12 protein-coding genes are annotated in these 16265 nt (G+C 72.4%); 5 read left to right on the top strand and 7 right to left on the bottom strand.

Annotation, left to right across the window (positions count from 1 at the left end; translation table 11 throughout):
- Positions 1-72: 72 nt before the first annotated feature.
- Positions 73-981 (bottom strand): zf-HC2 domain-containing protein, encoded by a 909-nt coding sequence (locus tag AB0N14_RS20190; RefSeq protein ID WP_366027048.1) that lies wholly within the window; start codon positions 979-981, stop codon positions 73-75.
- Positions 971-1558: an RNA polymerase sigma factor gene (locus tag AB0N14_RS20185; RefSeq protein WP_366027047.1), complete on the bottom strand. Its 588-nt coding sequence runs from the start codon at positions 1556-1558 to the stop codon at positions 971-973. Before AB0N14_RS20185 ends, AB0N14_RS20190 begins: the two co-directional genes overlap by 11 nt.
- A 406-nt stretch (positions 1559-1964) precedes the next feature.
- Between AB0N14_RS20185 and AB0N14_RS20180 the strand changes: the two genes are divergently transcribed.
- Entirely contained in the window at positions 1965-4112 is a 2148-nt protein-coding gene (locus tag AB0N14_RS20180; protein WP_366027121.1) for a SpoIIE family protein phosphatase, read from the top strand.
- Positions 4113-4244: 132 nt separating this feature from the next.
- Here the strand turns inward: AB0N14_RS20180 and AB0N14_RS20175 are convergent, their stop codons facing one another.
- Positions 4245-5192, bottom strand: coding sequence for an MIP/aquaporin family protein (locus AB0N14_RS20175; RefSeq protein ID WP_366027046.1), 948 nt, complete (start codon positions 5190-5192; stop codon positions 4245-4247).
- A 255-nt stretch (positions 5193-5447) separates the two neighbouring features.
- Here AB0N14_RS20175 and AB0N14_RS20170 point away from each other — a divergent pair, with 255 nt between their 5' ends.
- From AB0N14_RS20170 to AB0N14_RS20160, 3 genes are all read left to right on the top strand, one after another.
- Positions 5448-7391, top strand: a complete 1944-nt coding sequence (locus AB0N14_RS20170) for an NAD-binding protein (protein ID WP_366027120.1) — start codon at positions 5448-5450, stop codon at positions 7389-7391.
- Between the two features lie 130 nt (positions 7392-7521).
- A complete protein-coding gene (locus tag AB0N14_RS20165) occupies positions 7522-9372 on the top strand; it encodes a prolyl oligopeptidase family serine peptidase (RefSeq protein ID WP_366027045.1) in 1851 nt (616 codons plus the stop codon).
- A 48-nt stretch (positions 9373-9420) separates the two neighbouring features.
- Entirely contained in the window at positions 9421-10323 is a 903-nt protein-coding gene (locus tag AB0N14_RS20160; protein ID WP_366027044.1) for an SURF1 family protein, read from the top strand.
- Positions 10324-10382: 59 nt separating this feature from the next.
- On the opposite strand, the gene AB0N14_RS20155 is transcribed toward AB0N14_RS20160, so the two are convergent.
- The 4 genes from AB0N14_RS20155 to AB0N14_RS20140 form a co-directional block, all read right to left on the bottom strand.
- A complete protein-coding gene (locus AB0N14_RS20155; protein WP_366027043.1) occupies positions 10383-11744 on the bottom strand; it encodes a hypothetical protein in 1362 nt (453 codons plus the stop codon).
- Positions 11741-12409 (bottom strand): SigE family RNA polymerase sigma factor, encoded by a 669-nt coding sequence (locus AB0N14_RS20150; RefSeq protein ID WP_366027042.1) that lies wholly within the window; start codon positions 12407-12409, stop codon positions 11741-11743. The genes AB0N14_RS20155 and AB0N14_RS20150 overlap by 4 nt, the downstream gene beginning before the upstream one ends.
- A gap of 392 nt (positions 12410-12801) precedes the next feature.
- A complete protein-coding gene (locus AB0N14_RS20145; RefSeq protein ID WP_366027041.1) occupies positions 12802-13881 on the bottom strand; it encodes an aspartate-semialdehyde dehydrogenase in 1080 nt (359 codons plus the stop codon).
- Complete coding sequence (locus tag AB0N14_RS20140; RefSeq protein WP_366027040.1) at positions 13878-15170, bottom strand: aspartate kinase; 1293 nt, start codon at positions 15168-15170, stop codon at positions 13878-13880. The genes AB0N14_RS20145 and AB0N14_RS20140 overlap by 4 nt, the downstream gene beginning before the upstream one ends.
- A 337-nt stretch (positions 15171-15507) precedes the next feature.
- Here AB0N14_RS20140 and AB0N14_RS20135 point away from each other — a divergent pair, with 337 nt between their 5' ends.
- The gene (locus AB0N14_RS20135; protein WP_366027039.1) at positions 15508-16242 is read left to right on the top strand and encodes a sulfite exporter TauE/SafE family protein; all 735 of its coding nucleotides are present in this window, start codon (positions 15508-15510) and stop codon (positions 16240-16242) included.
- The last annotated feature ends 23 nt before the right edge of the window (positions 16243-16265 follow it).

Here is a 16265-nt window from a genome sequence, read left to right as displayed (position 1 = left end):
GGACAGCGCGCGCAGGACGTACGACCGGGCAGGGCGCCCGCCCATGAGGCGCCCGCCCATGAGGCGCCCGCCCTACGCCAGACCGGATGCGCCGAACTGAGCCGTGGCCAGGACCGTCCCGTCGGGCGCCGTCAGCCGGGCGCCCGCCAGTGTCGAGGCATCCACGGGGGCGGGGCCGGCCCAGTAGCCGTAGCCCTTGTGCAGGGTCAACTCGCCGACGCGGACCGTGCTGCCGTCGTGCCGCACCAGCAGGCAGGAGACCTTGCCGTCGTACGGCGTCCCGGTGTCGGCCAGATCGACGGACATGTAGAGCCAGCCCGCGGGCCCGGGGTGGGCGTAGATCTCGCCCGCCGACTTCCCGAAAGCCCGGGCCGAGACCAGTGCGGCCCTCAGCATGCCCGTGGGCGCTCCGGCGGGGCTGGAGGGTCCGGCCGCGAGCTCCTCGATCGCCGTGCCGACCGCCCAGCCGCCGAACCCGAAGGCGAGGGCGAGCGCGGCCACCGCGGAGGCGACCCGCAGCCGTACCCGGCGGCCGCGCCGGCCCTGACGCGGGATGCCGGCCTCACGGGCGCGCGAACGCCCTTCGTGCGCCGGAGTGCCATGCGCCTGCGCGCCGTCCGTCTGCACACCCTCCACCTGCGCGCCCTCGACCGGCGCACCCCCGACCAGCACATCCTCGACCTGCGCACTTCGGGCCTGCGCGTCCTCCGCCTGTACATCCCGCGTCTGCGCACCCTGCCCCTGTGCGCTCCGTGTCAACGCCTGCGCCACCCGGGTCTCGAACCCGACCGGCGGCTCACCGCACGGCAGCAGCCCGATCAGCCGGTCGCCGACGAGGGTGAGCTGCGCGACGTACTCCCGGCAGTCCGCGCACTGGTCCAGATGGGCGACCGCCCCGGCGCGTTCCCGGCCGGGAAGCACGCCGAGGGCCAGCTCGGGGCCGATCTCCCGCAGCTTCTCGCAGGTCACGTCACTGGGCATGGTCGCTCCCCTGGGAAGGGGCGAGGGTGGTGCGCAACTTGCCCATCGCCGTCCTGATGCGTGTCTTGGCGGTGCCCAGCGGGATGTGCTCCCAGTCGGCGATCTGCTGGGCCGTCATTCCGTAGATGCCCGCCATCACCAGGGCACGGCCCTGCTCGCGCGGGAGCTGCGCCACCGCGGCCCGCAGCCGCGAGGACGCCTCGTCGGCCAGGGCGTACTGCTCGGGTGTCTCGCTGACGACGCCCAGGATCGCCTCGATGTCGTCGGGTGCCAGCGGCTCCGGCCGCCGGGACCGCACGGCGTCGATGGCGAGGTTGTGGGCGATGGTGGTCAGCCAGGTCGTCACGGAACCCCGGCGGGAGTCGTAGATCTGCGCATGGCGCCACGCCCGTTCAAACGTCTGCTGGGCGATGTCCTCGGCGAGCTGCGGGTCCCCGGTGACGGCGACGGCGACACCGAAGACCTTGTGCTGGAACCTCCGTACGAAGGTGACGGCGAGCTCCGGATCGCCGGTGGCCAGCCCGGACAGCAGAGCCTCGTCCGGGAGACGGCCCACGGGGAACCGGAACCTCTGCATACCGGTATATACGGCTCGCTCGCGCCGAGGGATTGCCCGGCCGCGCCAGGGGCCTGTCCGCCCGCCACGGAAGGTCATGACCGCGTCCGCGTCGGCAGCGGAAGCCGGGGGGCGGTGCCGACGGCTCGGTTGGAGTTCATGGCGACTCCGGCGGGGCTTTTGTACACGTCCCGGACCGTCACCCGCAGGTGACACGTGCCTCAGATGGGGTCCAGTCCCACAAATCCATCCTATCGCCCATCACTTTGGGTGAAATCGGCGGTGCGCGACCGGCATGGTCTTCACCTTCCGGCCGCCGGGCACCTGCCGCGCCGGGAGGAGCCGCGAGGACGGTCCGGCAGCCCGCCCGAGCGGCGACGCTTGCGGTGTCAGCGACTCCCAATGGACGTATTGTCCGGATATGGCCATGGGTGGCGACGATGAGCCGAAGGGCGCGGCTCCGGCGCTGGGCGATGCCCCCGGCGGACTGGACGATGCCCTCGACACGGTCCTGGCCACGACGGTGCGCCGCACCGGAGCCTCCATCGGCGGGATCTACCTGATCGAGGAGGCGGAGCCGGTGCTGCGGCTGGTGGCCGTGTGCGGCATGCCTCTGGATTTCACCGCCCCATGGCGGCGGCTGCCGCTCACCGCTCCCGTCCCCCTCGCCGACGCGATCCGCGAGGAACGGCTGGTGTGGGTCGGGGACCAGAGCGACATGGCCCGCCGGTATCCGCGTGTCGCCGCGGTCCTGCCGTACAGATTCCCGCTGGCCGCGCACGCCGTGACCGGGATGCGCCGCTGCTGGGGCGGACTGGTGCTGATGTGGCCCGCCGACCACGCCCGGAGGCCCACCTCCCGCGAACGCCATCACATCACCTCCAGCGCCCGCCGTCTGGCCCGTCTCCTGGACGACGCGTCACGCCCGCCCACGCTGCCCGACCAGCCGCGCCTCGTCCCCCTCGACGCCCCGCACCACCCCGCCTACGCCGGCCTCGTCGCCGTCGACTACGCCGAACGCCTCCCCGAGGGCGCCCTGGCCCTCGACCTCGAGGGCAGGATCACCTTCCTCACCAAGACCGCCGCCCGCCTGCTGGGCCGCGACGGCGGCCGGCTGCTGGGGACCCGGCCCTGGCAGTCGCTGCCGTGGATGGACGACCCCGTGATCGAGGACCACTACCGCACCGCCGTGGTCAGCCGCGCCGCGGTGTCGTTCACGGCCCAGCGCCCACCGGACCAGTGGCTGGCCTTCGAGCTGTACCCGGACACCAGCGGCATCAGCGTCCGTATCACCCCTGCCGGGGAGCAGCCCGAGCCGAGTACACGTCCCCGGCCGGTCACGTTGACTCCGACCGGCCGTCTGTACCAGCTCATCCACCTTGCCGCCGCGCTCACGGAGACGGTGAGCGTGCGCGACCTGTTCGAGATGATCGCGGACCAGATTCTGCCCGCCTTCCGCGCCCAGGGCCTGATGCTGTCGGCCGTCGACGCGGGCCGCCTGAAGATCCTCGGCTCGTACGGCTACCCGCCCGAGGTCATCGAACGCCTGGACGGGCTCACGCTGGACACCGTGTTCTCCCCCGCCGGACAGGTCCTCACGACCGGCGCCCCCGCCTTCTTCGCCAGCCCCTCCGAACTGGCCCGCGGCTACCCCGAGGCGCCCTTGGTGAGCGGCAAACAGGCTTGGGCCTTCCTCCCCCTGATGATCACGGGACGACCGGTGGGCTGCTGCGTCCTGTCCTACGTCCAGCCCCACACCTTCTCCGCCGACGAGCGCGCCGTCCTGACCTCACTGGCCGGGCTGATGGCACAGGCCCTGGACCGCGCCCGGCTCTACGACGCCCAGCACGGTCTCGTGAACGACCTGCAGCAGGTGCTCCTGCCGCGCGCCCTGCCCGCCGTGGCCGGACTGGACGTGGCCGCCCGCTACCTGCCTGCGACCCGCGGAGTCGAGGTCGGCGGCGACTTCTACGACCTGCTGCGCCTCGACGCCACCACCGCGGCCGCCGTCATCGGCGACGTCGAGGGCCACAGCATGGCAGCGGCCGCCCTCATGGGCCAGGTGCGGACCGCCATCCACGCCCACGCAACCGCCGGCGCACCCCCGGACCAGGTTCTGGCCTGCACCAACCGGCTCCTGACCGACCTGAACTCCGACCTGCTCGTCTCCTGCCTCTACGCCCACCTCGACCTGGCCCGCCGGGAGATCGCCCTCGCCAGCGCCGGCCACATTCCGCCGCTGCTGTGCCACGGCTCCGACGAGGTCCGCCTGCTGGAGGTGGAGCCCGGGCCGCTGCTCGGCGTCGACGTCGACTTCGACTACCCCGTCACCCGGGTACCACTCCCCTCCGACGCCCTGCTGGCCTTCTACACCGACGGCCTCGTCGAAGTCCCCGGCACCGACACCAGCCGGACCATCGCAGCCCTGGCGCGGTATCTGGCCGACGTCCGCGACCATGCGCTGGAGGACCTGATCGACGGCCTGGTCCGCCACGTCTGGCCCACCGGCCGGCACACCGACGACATCGCCGTCCTGCTGCTACGCGCGCCCGTTGGGCATCCGGTCTCCGGCTGAGATACCTCCGGCTGAGATTCCGCCGACTGAGATGCCGACGTCCGGGTGCCGTCCCGGCGTCCGGGTGATGCGCCGGCCGCGGCCATCGGTTCAGGTGCCGGCCCGGTCATCGGTTCAAGTGCCGGCCGCCGGTCACTCCTCGTCCGTGGTCTCCGTCGGACGGGCCCGGCCGGGTTCCGGCGGCTCGCCGCGCTGTGTCCGGATGTGCAGGACGTCGCCGATGAACAGGTCGTAGACCAGGACCCCGACCACCCCGCCGACGAGAGGGCCGACGATCGGGATCCACCAGTAGTCGCGGAAGGAGCCGGGGAGCGTGCCGGGCAGCGCGAGGCTCTGCCAGCCCGCCACCCAGGTGAACAGGCGGGGGCCGAAGTCCCGGGCGGGGTTGATGGCGTACCCGGCGTTCGCGCCGTACGAGATGCCGATGGCGGCGACCGCGAGGCCGATCACGAAGGGCCCGAGGTTGGCCCGTACCCCCATGTTGCGCAGGTCGATGACCGCCACGACGAACATGACCAGGAAGGCCGTACCGACGATCTGGTCCACGAGCGGGCCCCATGTGCCGCCGTGGAAGAACGGCGCGGGGAACGTACTGAAGATCGAGAAGCTGGCGAGCGTGTGCCCGTTGGTCTTCGGCCCCGTCATGGCGTGATCGAAGGTGTTGATCGCGTCGTGGTAGACCGCGTACACCAGCGCGGCCCCGACGAACCCGCCGGCCAACTGCGCGAACCAGTACGGGAGGACTTTGGGCCAGGGGAACCGGCGGCGCACCGCGAACGCCAGCGTGACCGCCGGATTGATGTGGGCGCCGCTGAGGCCGCCCGCCACGTAGATGCCGAACGTCACGGCGAGGGCCCAGCCCCAGGAGATCAGGAGCCAGTCGCCGGCGCTGAGAAAGAAGGTGGTGGGTCCCGCGGTACGGCCGGAACCCGGCAGCGCGGCGACCGCCGTCGCGACCGAACCGCATCCGAACGCGATGAGGACGAACGTCCCCAGGAACTCCGCGAAGCATTCGCCCAGCAGGCCCCCTCGGCGCCTGAGGCGGGAAGGTGTGAGCAGCGGCGCAATTTCCACAGCCATGATGGCCCCCTCAGGGACTGTTCCGGCCGGTGACTGGCTCGTTCCCCGGCCGCGGTCGAGGACGCCGGTCGAGCACACCACGAGTATGGCTCAAGGACAGCAGCCCCGCTCCTCACCGTCGTAACCGTCACCCGTGCGGACGAGGCCCGATGTCTCAGGCGCCTGTGTGGAACCAGCACCCCCTATACGGCAGTCTTTCTCCTCGTGGGGGCAGGGGTTCCGCAGCAGAACGGGTCGGGTGACGGCGTCCCGCACATGGTGGTGTGCGGGGACGACGGGCTCGCGCACCGGCTGGCCGCCGAGTTGCGCGGGGTGTACGGCGAGCAGGTGACGCTCGTCGTCCCGCCCGCCGTCCGGGTCGCCCGGCAGCCGGTGGTGGGCCGTGCCCGCGCCTCGACGCTGCTCGACCGGGTCTCCGCCGCGGTCACGCGCGCGGCGGGCAACGGCAACGGCAACGGCAACGGCAACAGTACGGACGGGCGCACCACCGGATCCGGCGGCGGCCGCAGCGCCGAACCCGCCGGTTCGGTACGGATGGTGGAGGCCCCCGAGGCGTCCGAGGCCGTGCTCGCGGAGGCCGGCGTGGACCGGGCGGCGGCGCTGGCGCTCGTCTATGACGACGACGAGACCAACATCCGCGCCGCGCTCACCGCCCGCCGCCTCAACCCGCGGCTGCGGCTCGTCCTGCGCCTGTACAACCGGCGGCTCGGGCAGCACATAGAGGCACTCCTCGACCAGGCGGCGGCCCTGGCGTCCGGCGGGACCGGCGACGCCGAGGCGTTCGACGCGTCCACGACCGTGCTGTCCGACGCCGACACCGCCGCGCCCGCCCTGGCCGCGACCGCCGTCGCCGGCACCACCAAGGTGGTGCAGACCGACGGGCTGATGCTGCGGGCCGTCGAGCGCCCGCCGCCACGGCCGGGTCAGGTCGCCGACCCCGGGCTGTGCACGCTGGCGTTGCTGTCCGCGACGGCCAACGACCCTGCCGGGGCCGACGGTTCCGACGACGAGCAGGGTCCCGAGCTCCTGCCGGACGAAAGTGCGGTGGCGGAGGCCACCGGACGCGGCACCATCGTCCTGGAGACCGTCTCCTACACCGGTCCGGCGCTGCCCGCCGGGCGCAGTGTCGTACCGCTCGGCTCGCTGTTCTCGCGGCGGCTGCGCTGGTCGGTCGCCGGGCTGGTGGGCTGCGTGATCGGGCTCGCGATCGCGTCGATGGCGGTCACCGGCGAACCGCCGCTGCGGGCCACCTACTTGACGCTGCTGGACCTGTTCGCCATCGACAACCCGGCCATCGGTGAGCCCATCGGGCGGCAGATCCTGCAACTGCTGTCCTCGTTGGTCGGATTGCTGCTCCTGCCCGTGCTGCTGGCGGCCGTGCTCGAAGCCCTCGGCACCTTCCGCAGCGGAACCGCGCTGCGCAGACCGCCCCGCGGGCTGTCCGGACACGTGGTGCTGCTCGGCGTCGGTAAGATCGGCACCCGGGTCATGACCCGGCTGCGGGAGCTGAAGATCCCGGTGGTGTGCGTGGAGGGCGACCCGGAGGCGCGCGGCCTCGCGACGGCCCGGCGGCTGCGGGTGCCGGTCGTGCTCGGGGACGTCACCCAGGAAGGCGTGCTGGAAGCCGCCAAGATCCATCGTGCGCACGCGCTGCTCGCCCTGACCAGCTCCGACACGACGAACCTCGAGGCCGTCCTGTACGCCCGCTCGGTACGGCCCGACCTGCGGGTCGTCCTGCGCCTGTACGACGACGACTTCGCGACCGCCGTCTACCGCACCCTGCGCGCCGCGCACCCGCACGCACAGACGCGCAGCCGCAGCGTGTCCCACCTGGCCGCGCCCGCGTTCGCCGGGGCCATGCTGGGCCGGCAGATCCTGGGAGCGATCCCGGTGGAGCGGCGGGTGCTGCTGTTCGCCGCCGTGGACGTGGCCGAGCATCCGCAGCTGGAGGGGAAGACGGTCGCCCAGGCGTTCCGCGCCGGGGCGTGGCGGGTGCTCGCCCTGGACACCGCGGCGCCGGAGGAACGCGGCCAGACGCCGGACCCGGAGACGCGCACACCCGACCGCGCCTCGGGCCTGGTCTGGGACCTGCCGCCCACCTACGTCCTGCGCGCGGAGGACCGAGTGGTCCTGGCGGCGACGCGGCGCGGTCTCGCGGACCTGCTGGGGCGCAGGCGCCGGGAGCCGGCCGGGACCTGATCCCGCGCGCGGGCGTGCCGAGGGTTGGAGCCGAGTTGTCCACAGGCTGCGGACCTCGTCTGAGGGCGAGTTGTCCACAGGCTGCGGACCTCGCCCGCGGGAAGTCGGCCGGGCCAGGCACTATGGGGCCATGACTGAGAGCAACGGGTCCACCTCGCCCGAGCGCGGCGGGGACATGCCGGACTGGGAGAAGCGCTTCCGGGCGCCGCGGGTGTCACTGCCGGACTGGGCGGAGGACGCGCCGCACCGCTCGCTGTTCGTCTCCAACGCGACGGGGACGTACGAGTTGTACGCCTGGGAACGCGTCACGGGCGAGCAGCGCCAGGTGACGGACCGGGCGACCGGCACGACGGAGGGCGTGCTCTCGCCGGACGGCGAGTGGATCTGGTGGTTCGACGACACGGACGGCGACGAGTTCGGGATCTGGAGACGCCAGCGGTTCGTGCCCGGTGCCTCCGGTGCGGGTGCCGGGCCCGACGAGCCGGCGGCTCCCGGACTCGAGCCGTCGTACCCGGCGGGGCTCGCGATCGGGCGGGACGGGCGGACGGCGGTCGTGGGCCGCTCGACCGACCAGGACGGTTCCACGATCCATCTCGTGCGGGCCGGCCGGGATCCGGTGGAGATCTACCGGCACCGCGAGTCGGCCGGGGTGGGCGACCTCTCCCATGACGGCTCGCTGATCGCGATCGAGCACACCGAGCACGGCGACGCGATGCACTCGGCGCTGCGCGTGCTGCGGCCGGACGGTTCGACGGTGGCGGAGCTGGACGACACCAAGGGCGGCACGGTCGAGCTGGGCCTGGAGGTCCTGGGCTTCGCGCCGGTCGAGGGGGACACCCGGCTGCTCATCGGGCACCAGCGGCGCGGCCGGTGGGAGCCGCTGGTGTGGGACGTCGCCTCCGGCGAGGAGACGGACCTGCGGCTGGACCTGCCGGGTGACGTGGCCGCGGAATGGTATCCGGACGGCTCCGCGCTGCTGATCGTGCACGGTTTCGAGGCCCGCAGCGAGCTGTTCCGCTACGACCTGGCCACGCGGGAGCTGGTGCGGGTGCCGACGCCGCCGGGCACGGTGTCCGGGGCGACGGCACGGCCCGACGGGACCGTGGAGTACCTGTGGTCGTCCGCGGCCGAGCCCCCGCTCGTCCGGTCCACCTCGGGCAGGGTGGTGCTGGATCCTCCCGGGATCAAGGCGCCGGGGTCGGTGCCGGTGGAGGACGTGTGGGTGGACGGGCCGGGCGGCCGCATCCACGCGCTGGTGCAGAGACCGGCGGGGGCTTCCGGCCCGCTGCCGACGGTGTTCGACATCCATGGCGGCCCGACCTGGCACGACAGCGACTCGTTCGCCGCGGGCCCGGCGGCCTGGGTGGACCACGGGTACGCGGTGGTGCGGGTCAACTACCGCGGTTCGACCGGGTACGGGCGCGAGTGGACGGACGCGCTCAAGCACCGGGTCGGGCTGATCGAGCTGGAGGACATCGCGGCGGTCAGGGAGTGGGCGGTGTCGTCCGGGCTCGCGGACCCGGAGCGGCTGGTGCTGACGGGCGGCTCGTGGGGCGGCTACCTGACGCTGCTCGGGCTCGGCACCCAGCCCGAGCTGTGGACGATCGGGATCGCGGCGGTACCGGTCGCGGACTACGTCACGGCGTACCACGACGAGATGGAGGCGCTGAAGGCGATGGACCGGACGCTGCTCGGGGGCACGCCCGAGGAGGTGCCGGAGCGGTTCGAGGCGTCCTCGCCCCTCACCTACGTCGACGCGGTGAAGGCACCGGTGTACATCTCGGCGGGGGTGAACGACCCGCGCTGCCCGATCCGCCAGGTCGAGAACTATGTGAACCGGCTCGCCGCGCGAGATGCGGTGCACGAGGTCTACCGGTACGACGCGGGGCACGGCTCGCTGGTGGTCGACGAGCGGATCAAGCAGGTCCGGCTGGAGCTGGACTTCGCGGCGCGGCATCTGGGGGGTGGTGCCGTGGGCTAACGGGCCCCAGGGGCGGGCCCGCGGTGGTGGCACCGTACCGTTGAGGACGTGTACCGGTTTCTGCTGACGCCCCGCTGGTGGGGGATCAACGTCTTCGTGCTGCTGGCCATCCCCTTCTGCGTCTTCATGGGGTCATGGCAGCTGGGCCGGTTCGAGGCACGGGTGCACGAGCAGCGGGCGGCGAACGAGCAGGTCACCGCGGACCGCAAGGAGGCGGCCCGGCCGCTGGCCGAGCTGCTGCCGGTGGACAAGAGGACGTCCGGCAAGCAGGCCACGGTCCGCGGGCGGTACGGCAAGCAGTTGCTGGTGCCGGATCGGGAGCTGGACGGCAAGCGCGGGTTCTACGTGCTGACCATGCTGCGGACCGACGGCGGCAAGGCGCTGCCGGTGGTGCGGGGCTGGCTGCCTGGTGACGCCGACCCTGCCAAGGCTCCGGCGCCGCCAGCCGGCGAGGTCACCGTCACGGGTGCCCTGCAGGCCCCGGAGAGCCCCGGGTCGAACGGGGTGAGCACGGCAGGCGGACTGCCGGCCGGGCAGACCGCGGACATCAGCACGGCGACCCTGGTGAACCTGGTGCCCTACGACCTGTACGAGGCGTGGATCACCCTCACCAAGGCCGACAGCGGGATGAAGGCGGTACCGGCGACGGCGCCCCAGGGGAGCGGACTCGACCTGAAGGCGTTCCAGAACCTGGGTTACACCGGCGAGTGGTTCGTCTTCGCGGGCTTCACGGTCTTCATGTGGTTCCGCCTGCTGCGCCGCGAGGTGGAGTACGCCCGCGACGCACAGCTGGGCCTCGTACCGGAAGGGCCGGACACCGGCACGACCGGCGAGGCCGCGCCCTCACCGGCGGCCGGCGAGGAGTCGGCGGCCCGCGAGTCGGCGGCCCGCGAGTCGGCCGCAGGCGAAGAAGCCGCCGGCGAAAGCCCGACGCCGGCCGCCAAGGCCTGAGGCAGGGGCCGAGCGGCCCCCGAGACAGGTCGGGCCGGCGCGCGGCTGCTGCCGCGGGCTCAGGACCCCGCCAGCATCCCCGTGTGGTAGATCGTGCCGGCGCAGGCGTTCGCGATGGTGGTCGAGGAGCTCGCGGCGCCGGTGCCCGGGGTGAGGGAGACGGTCACGCTGCCGTCGGCCACGCCGTCCTCCGTCATGAGCTGCGGTGCCGTGCCGCTGCTCTCCGGGCTGGAGCCGCCGCCGCTCGTGCTCGTGCTGTCCGAGGGGCTCGGGTCGGGTGAGGCGCCCCCGCCACTCCCGGTGCCGCTGCCCGTGGTCGGGCAGGTCTCCGAGGGCACCCAGGCGAACTTGACCTCGTAAGCCGCTCCTGGCTTGAGCACCAGGGAGGAGACTTCCTGCGTGGGGTCGGGCAGGCCGGTGGCCGGGTCGCCGGTGACATGGTTCACCACGGTGATCTTGGCGGGGTCCGCCGCGCCCTGGGCGGCCGTGGTGAGGGTGCCGCTGCCCGAGACGGTACAGCTCGTGGTGGAGGTGTTGCTGACGCGGAACGTGCCGTAGACCGAGCCGGTGGAGTCCGGGGCGTCCGCGGTGGCGGTCGGCCGGTCGAGCTGGGCCGCGGTGCACGCGGGTGCAGTCTGCGCGGAGGCCGACGGGTTCGTCCCGCCGGTGGCCCCGTCGGTCGCCCCCTTGCCCTTGTCCTCCTTGCCCTTCTGGCTCCCCTTGCCCGTCTCCCTGGACGTCCCGGCCGAGCCGGCGGAGCCGCTGGAGCCGCCGTCCGGGCCCTTGCCCTGGTCGGCGCCGCCCTGGGCCCGTGAGGCTTGCCCGGCGATGGACGGGTCGGCGTTCGAGCCGGTGGCGTTCGACACGTGGACGAGTGCCGGGATCGCGGTGCCGACGAACAGGGCGGCGGCCGCCATGCCGACCACGGCCTGCCGCTTGCGGGCCCGCCGGGCGGGTACCGCACGCCGCAGATGGTCGAGGCTGCCCTCACGCGGCTCGACTTCGCGCACGGCGTGGTGCAGCATCCGCCGCAGCGCCAGTTCGTCCGAACCGAGTCCCTCGGGCATCCCGTCGCCGCCGGCGGGCAGATCCCCGCCACCGTCGCCGGAGCCCGCCCCGGCCCCGCCGCCCCCGAGCGCCGCCAGGAGCCGGTCCCGCCCCGCGCCGAGGCCGTCACCGGCACCGCCCGTGTCCCTGCCGAAGGCTTCGGGGGGGTGGTCCGCGGCGGCGCGGTCCCGTCCGGTGTCCGCACGGACGTGGTCGTCGGGGCGGTGGTTCACGGTTCCGTTCCCAGCGTGCTGCTCGTGGTCGGCCTCGGGCGGCCCTGGCCGGTCCGTCGGCTCGTGCCACTCGTACGGTTCGTGTGGTTCGTGGGAGTCGCGCCCCCAGGGGGTGGTGCGCCGCTCCTCGTACTTGCTCATGCCGATGCCCCCATGGCGACACGGAGCGCCGCGATGCCGCGCGAGCCGTACGCCTTCACCGAGCCCAGCGATATCCCCAGGGTCTGAGCCACCTGAGCCTCGGTCATATCGGCGAAGTAGCGCAGCACCAGGACCTCACGCTGACGGCGCTGCAGGCCCTTCATCGCCTTGATCAGCGAGTCGCGCTCCAACTGGTCGTACGCGCCCTCCTCCGCGCTCGCCATGTCCGGCATCGGCTTCGTCAGCAGCTTCAGGCCGAGGATGCGGCGGCGCAGCGTGGAGCGCGACAGGTTGACGACGGTCTGGCGGAGGTACGCGAGCGTCTTCTCCGGGTCGCGCACGCGCTTGCGCGCGGAGTGCACGCGGATGAACGCCTCCTGGACGACGTCCTCGCAGGACGCGGTGTCGTCGAGGAGGAGCGCCGCCAGACCCAGCAGGGAGCGGTAGTGGGCGCGATAGGTCTCGGTGAGATGGTCGACCGTGGTGCCGGCGGCCGTCGTCTCCTCAGCACCCTCGCGCTGGTTCGGTATGCGGGTGGGCCGCGCTGCGGGCATGGGGGCGATCACCGGCATGCCGCCGGGCGCGCCGGGCATCCGGGGGCGGCGGGGCGGACGAAGGGCCGCGCCCCTCGCCTGTACCGCGGTGAATTCGAGTACCTCTGCCACGCCAGTTGGACACGTCTGCCCCCGCCAGGGTTGTACGCGACAGGCATCACGTTCGCGTCGGACAGCACATCCGTCTGCACGTCCCCTCCTGCGCCCCCCAGCGCACCGGACCGTGCGTCAAGTGCCCTCATGCGTACCAGCTCTTCCCCTATGCCCCGTGTGTGGTGGTGCCCAGCCCCCCGAAGGGCGACCGCAAAGACGCTCCCCGCCCTGCGCGCGGTTGCGGAGGGCGGGGAGTGAATCTTCGAACGCCGAGAGACTTCGATTCAAGGTCCGGACCACGGGATGGTCCGTGCAACCCACACAGATCCTACAAACGTTTCAGCCAACGGCCAGGGGTTTCCGGCCGTCGGCCGCCTGTCGGGGCTCCATGTCGGCCGCCTGTCGGGGCTCTACGCGGTGGCGCCCAGTTCCCCCGCCACCAACTCGGCGATCTGCGCGGTGTTCAGTGCGGCGCCCTTGCGCAAGTTGTCGCCGCAGACGAAGAGTTCGAGCGCCGTCGGGTCGTCCAGGGCCCGCCGCACCCTGCCGACCCACGTGGGGTCGGTGCCCACCACGTCCGCGGGCGTGGGGAATTCGCCCGCCTCCGGGTTGTCGAACAGGACGACGCCGGGCGCTGTGGCGAGGATCTCGCGCGCCCGGTCCACCGTGACCTCGCCCTCGAAGCAGGCGTGGACGGTCAGCGAGTGCGTGGTGACCACCGGCACGCGGACACAGGTGACGGCCACGCGCAGCTGGGGCAGCCCCAGGATCTTGCGGGACTCGTCGCGGACCTTCATCTCCTCCGAGGACCACCCGTCCTCGCGCGGCGACCCGGCCCACGGCACGACGTTGAGCGCGACGGGCTCCGGGAAGGGCCCGGTGTTGTCGCCCACCACGCGCCGTACGTCACCGGGCTTGGTCCCCAGCTCCGTGCCCGCGACCAGCGACAGCTGCTGCCGCAGCGTGTCGATGCCCGCACGGCCCGCGCCGCTCACGGCCTGGTACGAGGAGACGACCAGCTCGCGCAGCCCGAACTCGGCGTGCAGGGCGCCGAGGGCCACGATCATCGACAGCGTCGTGCAGTTGGGGTTGGCGATGATGCCGCGCGGACGCACCCGGGCGGCGTGCGGGTTGACCTCCGGCACGACCAGCGGGACATCGGGGTCCATGCGGAACGCGCCCGAGTTGTCCACCACGATCGCGCCCAGCGCGGCGGCGATGGGCGCCCAGTGCGCCGCGACCTCGTCCGGTACGTCGAACATCGCGACGTCGACACCGACGAACGCCTCTTCGGAGATCGCCAGGACTTCGACCTCCTCGCCGCGCACGGCCAGCTTGCGGCCGGCCGAGCGCGGCGAGGCGAGCAGACGGATCTCGCCCCAGATGTCCGCGTGCTGGGACAGGATCTGGAGCATGACCGAGCCGACGGCCCCGGTCGCACCCACGACCGCGAGCGTCGGCTTCGTCCCCCCACGGGGGAGCCCGGTCATCGCCCGGTGCCTCCGTAGACGACCGCCTCGTCGCTCTCGGAGTCCAGACCGAACGCGGTGTGCACCGCGCGGACCGCCTCGGGCACGTCGTCCTTGCGCGTGACGACCGAGATACGGATCTCGGAGGTCGAGATCAGCTCGATGTTCACGCCCGCGTCGGACAGCGCGGTGAAGAAGTCTGCCGTGACGCCCGGGTTGGTCTTCATCCCGGCGCCGACGAGGGAGATCTTGCCGATCTGGTCGTCGTAGCGCAGCGAGTCGAAGCCGATCGCGGTCTTGGCCTTCTCCAGGGCGTCGATCGCCTTGCGCCCCTCGCTCTTCGGCAGCGTGAAGGAGATGTCCGTCAGGCCCGTCGAAGCGGCCGACACGTTCTGCACGACCATGTCGATGTTGATCTCGGCGTCGGCGATGGTGCGGAAGATCGAGGCGGCCTCGCCCGGCTTGTCCGGCACGCCGACGACCGTGATCTTGGCCTCGGAGGTGTCGTGCGCGACACCGGAGATGATGGCCTGCTCCACCTTCGTTTCCCCTTGCTGCTCTGTCTTGTGAACGACTGGCTCGCTGCTGACCCACGTGCCCTGCAGCCCGCTGAAGGAGGAGCGGACGTGGATCGGGATGTTGTAGCGGCGGGCGTACTCCACACAGCGGTGGAGCAGCACCTTGGACCCGGACGAGGCCAGCTCCAGCATGTCCTCGAAGGAGATCCAGTCGATCTTCCGGGCCTTCTTCACCACGCGCGGGTCGGCGGTGAACACGCCGTCGACGTCGGTGTAGATCTCGCACACCTCGGCGTCGAGGGCGGCCGCGAGGGCCACCGCCGTGGTGTCCGAGCCGCCACGGCCGAGCGTGGTGATGTCCTTCTTGTCCTGGCTGACGCCCTGGAAGCCGGCGACGATGCAAATGTTGCCCTCGTCCAGCGCGGTGCGGATGCGGCCCGGTGTGACGTCGATGATCCGGGCTTTGTTGTGGACCGAGTCGGTGATGACACCTGCCTGGCTGCCGGTGAACGACTGGGCCTCGTGACCCAGGTTTTTGATCGCCATGGCCAGCAGTGCCATGGAGATCCGCTCTCCGGCGGTCAGCAGCATGTCGAGCTCGCGCCCGGCAGGGATCGGGGAAACCTGCTCGGCGAGATCGATCAGCTCGTCCGTCGTGTCGCCCATCGCGGAAACCACGACAACCACCTGGTTGCCGTTCTTCTTCGCTTCCACGATCCGCTTGGCGACGCGCTTGATGCCTTCGGCATCGGCTACGGAGGAGCCTCCGTACTTCTGCACGACAAGGCCCACGTGCGCTCCTCGCTCAGTCCGTCTCTTTCCGCGCCTGCGAGACGCAGGTGCGGTCGGCTCAGTCTATCGAGCGACCCAATTTCCCTTCCGGGATACCGCATGGTGAGATGTCCCGCTCACGCGGGGATCATCCCGGTTTTCTTCGGACGTACGACGGCCGTACGACGGTTTTTCACCACCGCTTTCCGTCGGCACGGAGGCCGCTCAGCACGGCATCTGCCCCGGCGCAGGGACGGTACGCGAAACGTGCCGCGAGTCACAGCCCGGGGGTGTGAATCACCTTTCAGGCATGAGTGTCATGGACGCGTGACGACCTTGGGCGCGAGGATGCCGACCCGTGACGCATGGGTGGGCGGGAGACGTGCTGCTGGCCGGGATCGTGCTGCTCGGCGGGTGTGTGCAGTGGCTGACCGGGATGGGGTTCGCTCTCGTCGCCGTGCCCGCGCTCGTGCTGCTGCTCGGTCCCGCCGAGGGCGTCGTGCTCGCCAACTGCGCCGCGGGGGCCATCAGTGTCGTCGGGATCGCCGAGGGGTGGCGCAGGGTGCGGGCCCCGGTGATGGTGCCGTTGTGCGTCGCCGCCGTGATCACCGTGCCCTCCGGGACGTGGGTGGCCCGGCAGCTGCCGGAACCCCTGCTGCCGGCGTCCTTGGGGGCGCTCGTCACCGTGGCGGTGACGCTGGTCATGCGGGGCCTGCGGGTGCCCGCCCTGCGCGGCGGCCGGGGGGCCGTCGCAGCCGGAGGCCTGGGCAGGTTCATGAACTCGGCCGCCGGGGTCGGTGGACCGCCCGTCTCCCTGTACGCCCTGAACGCCGACTGGAGCGTGCGGGAGTTCGTGCCGAACGCCCAGTTCTACGGCGTCGTCGTGAACGCGGTGTCCGTGGCGTCCAACGGACCGCCCCGGCTCACCGCGCCCGTCTGGGCCCTCGCCGTCCTGGCCCTGGCGGCAGGAGCCCTGATCGGCAGGGCACTCACCGGACGGGTGCCCGAGCGACGCGCCTGGGCCCTCGTCCTGCTGCTCGCGCTGGCCGGAGGTCTGAGCACCCTCGGAAAGGGGGTCGCCGGGCTGGTGTGAGCGCCCGGCCCGTGGCCCAGCGG

Source organism: Streptomyces sp. NPDC051104, assembly GCF_040682835.1.
Classification (GTDB): Bacteria; Actinomycetota; Actinomycetes; order Streptomycetales; family Streptomycetaceae; genus Streptomyces; species Streptomyces cynarae.
This window is presented reverse-complemented; position numbering and strand designations above follow the sequence as displayed.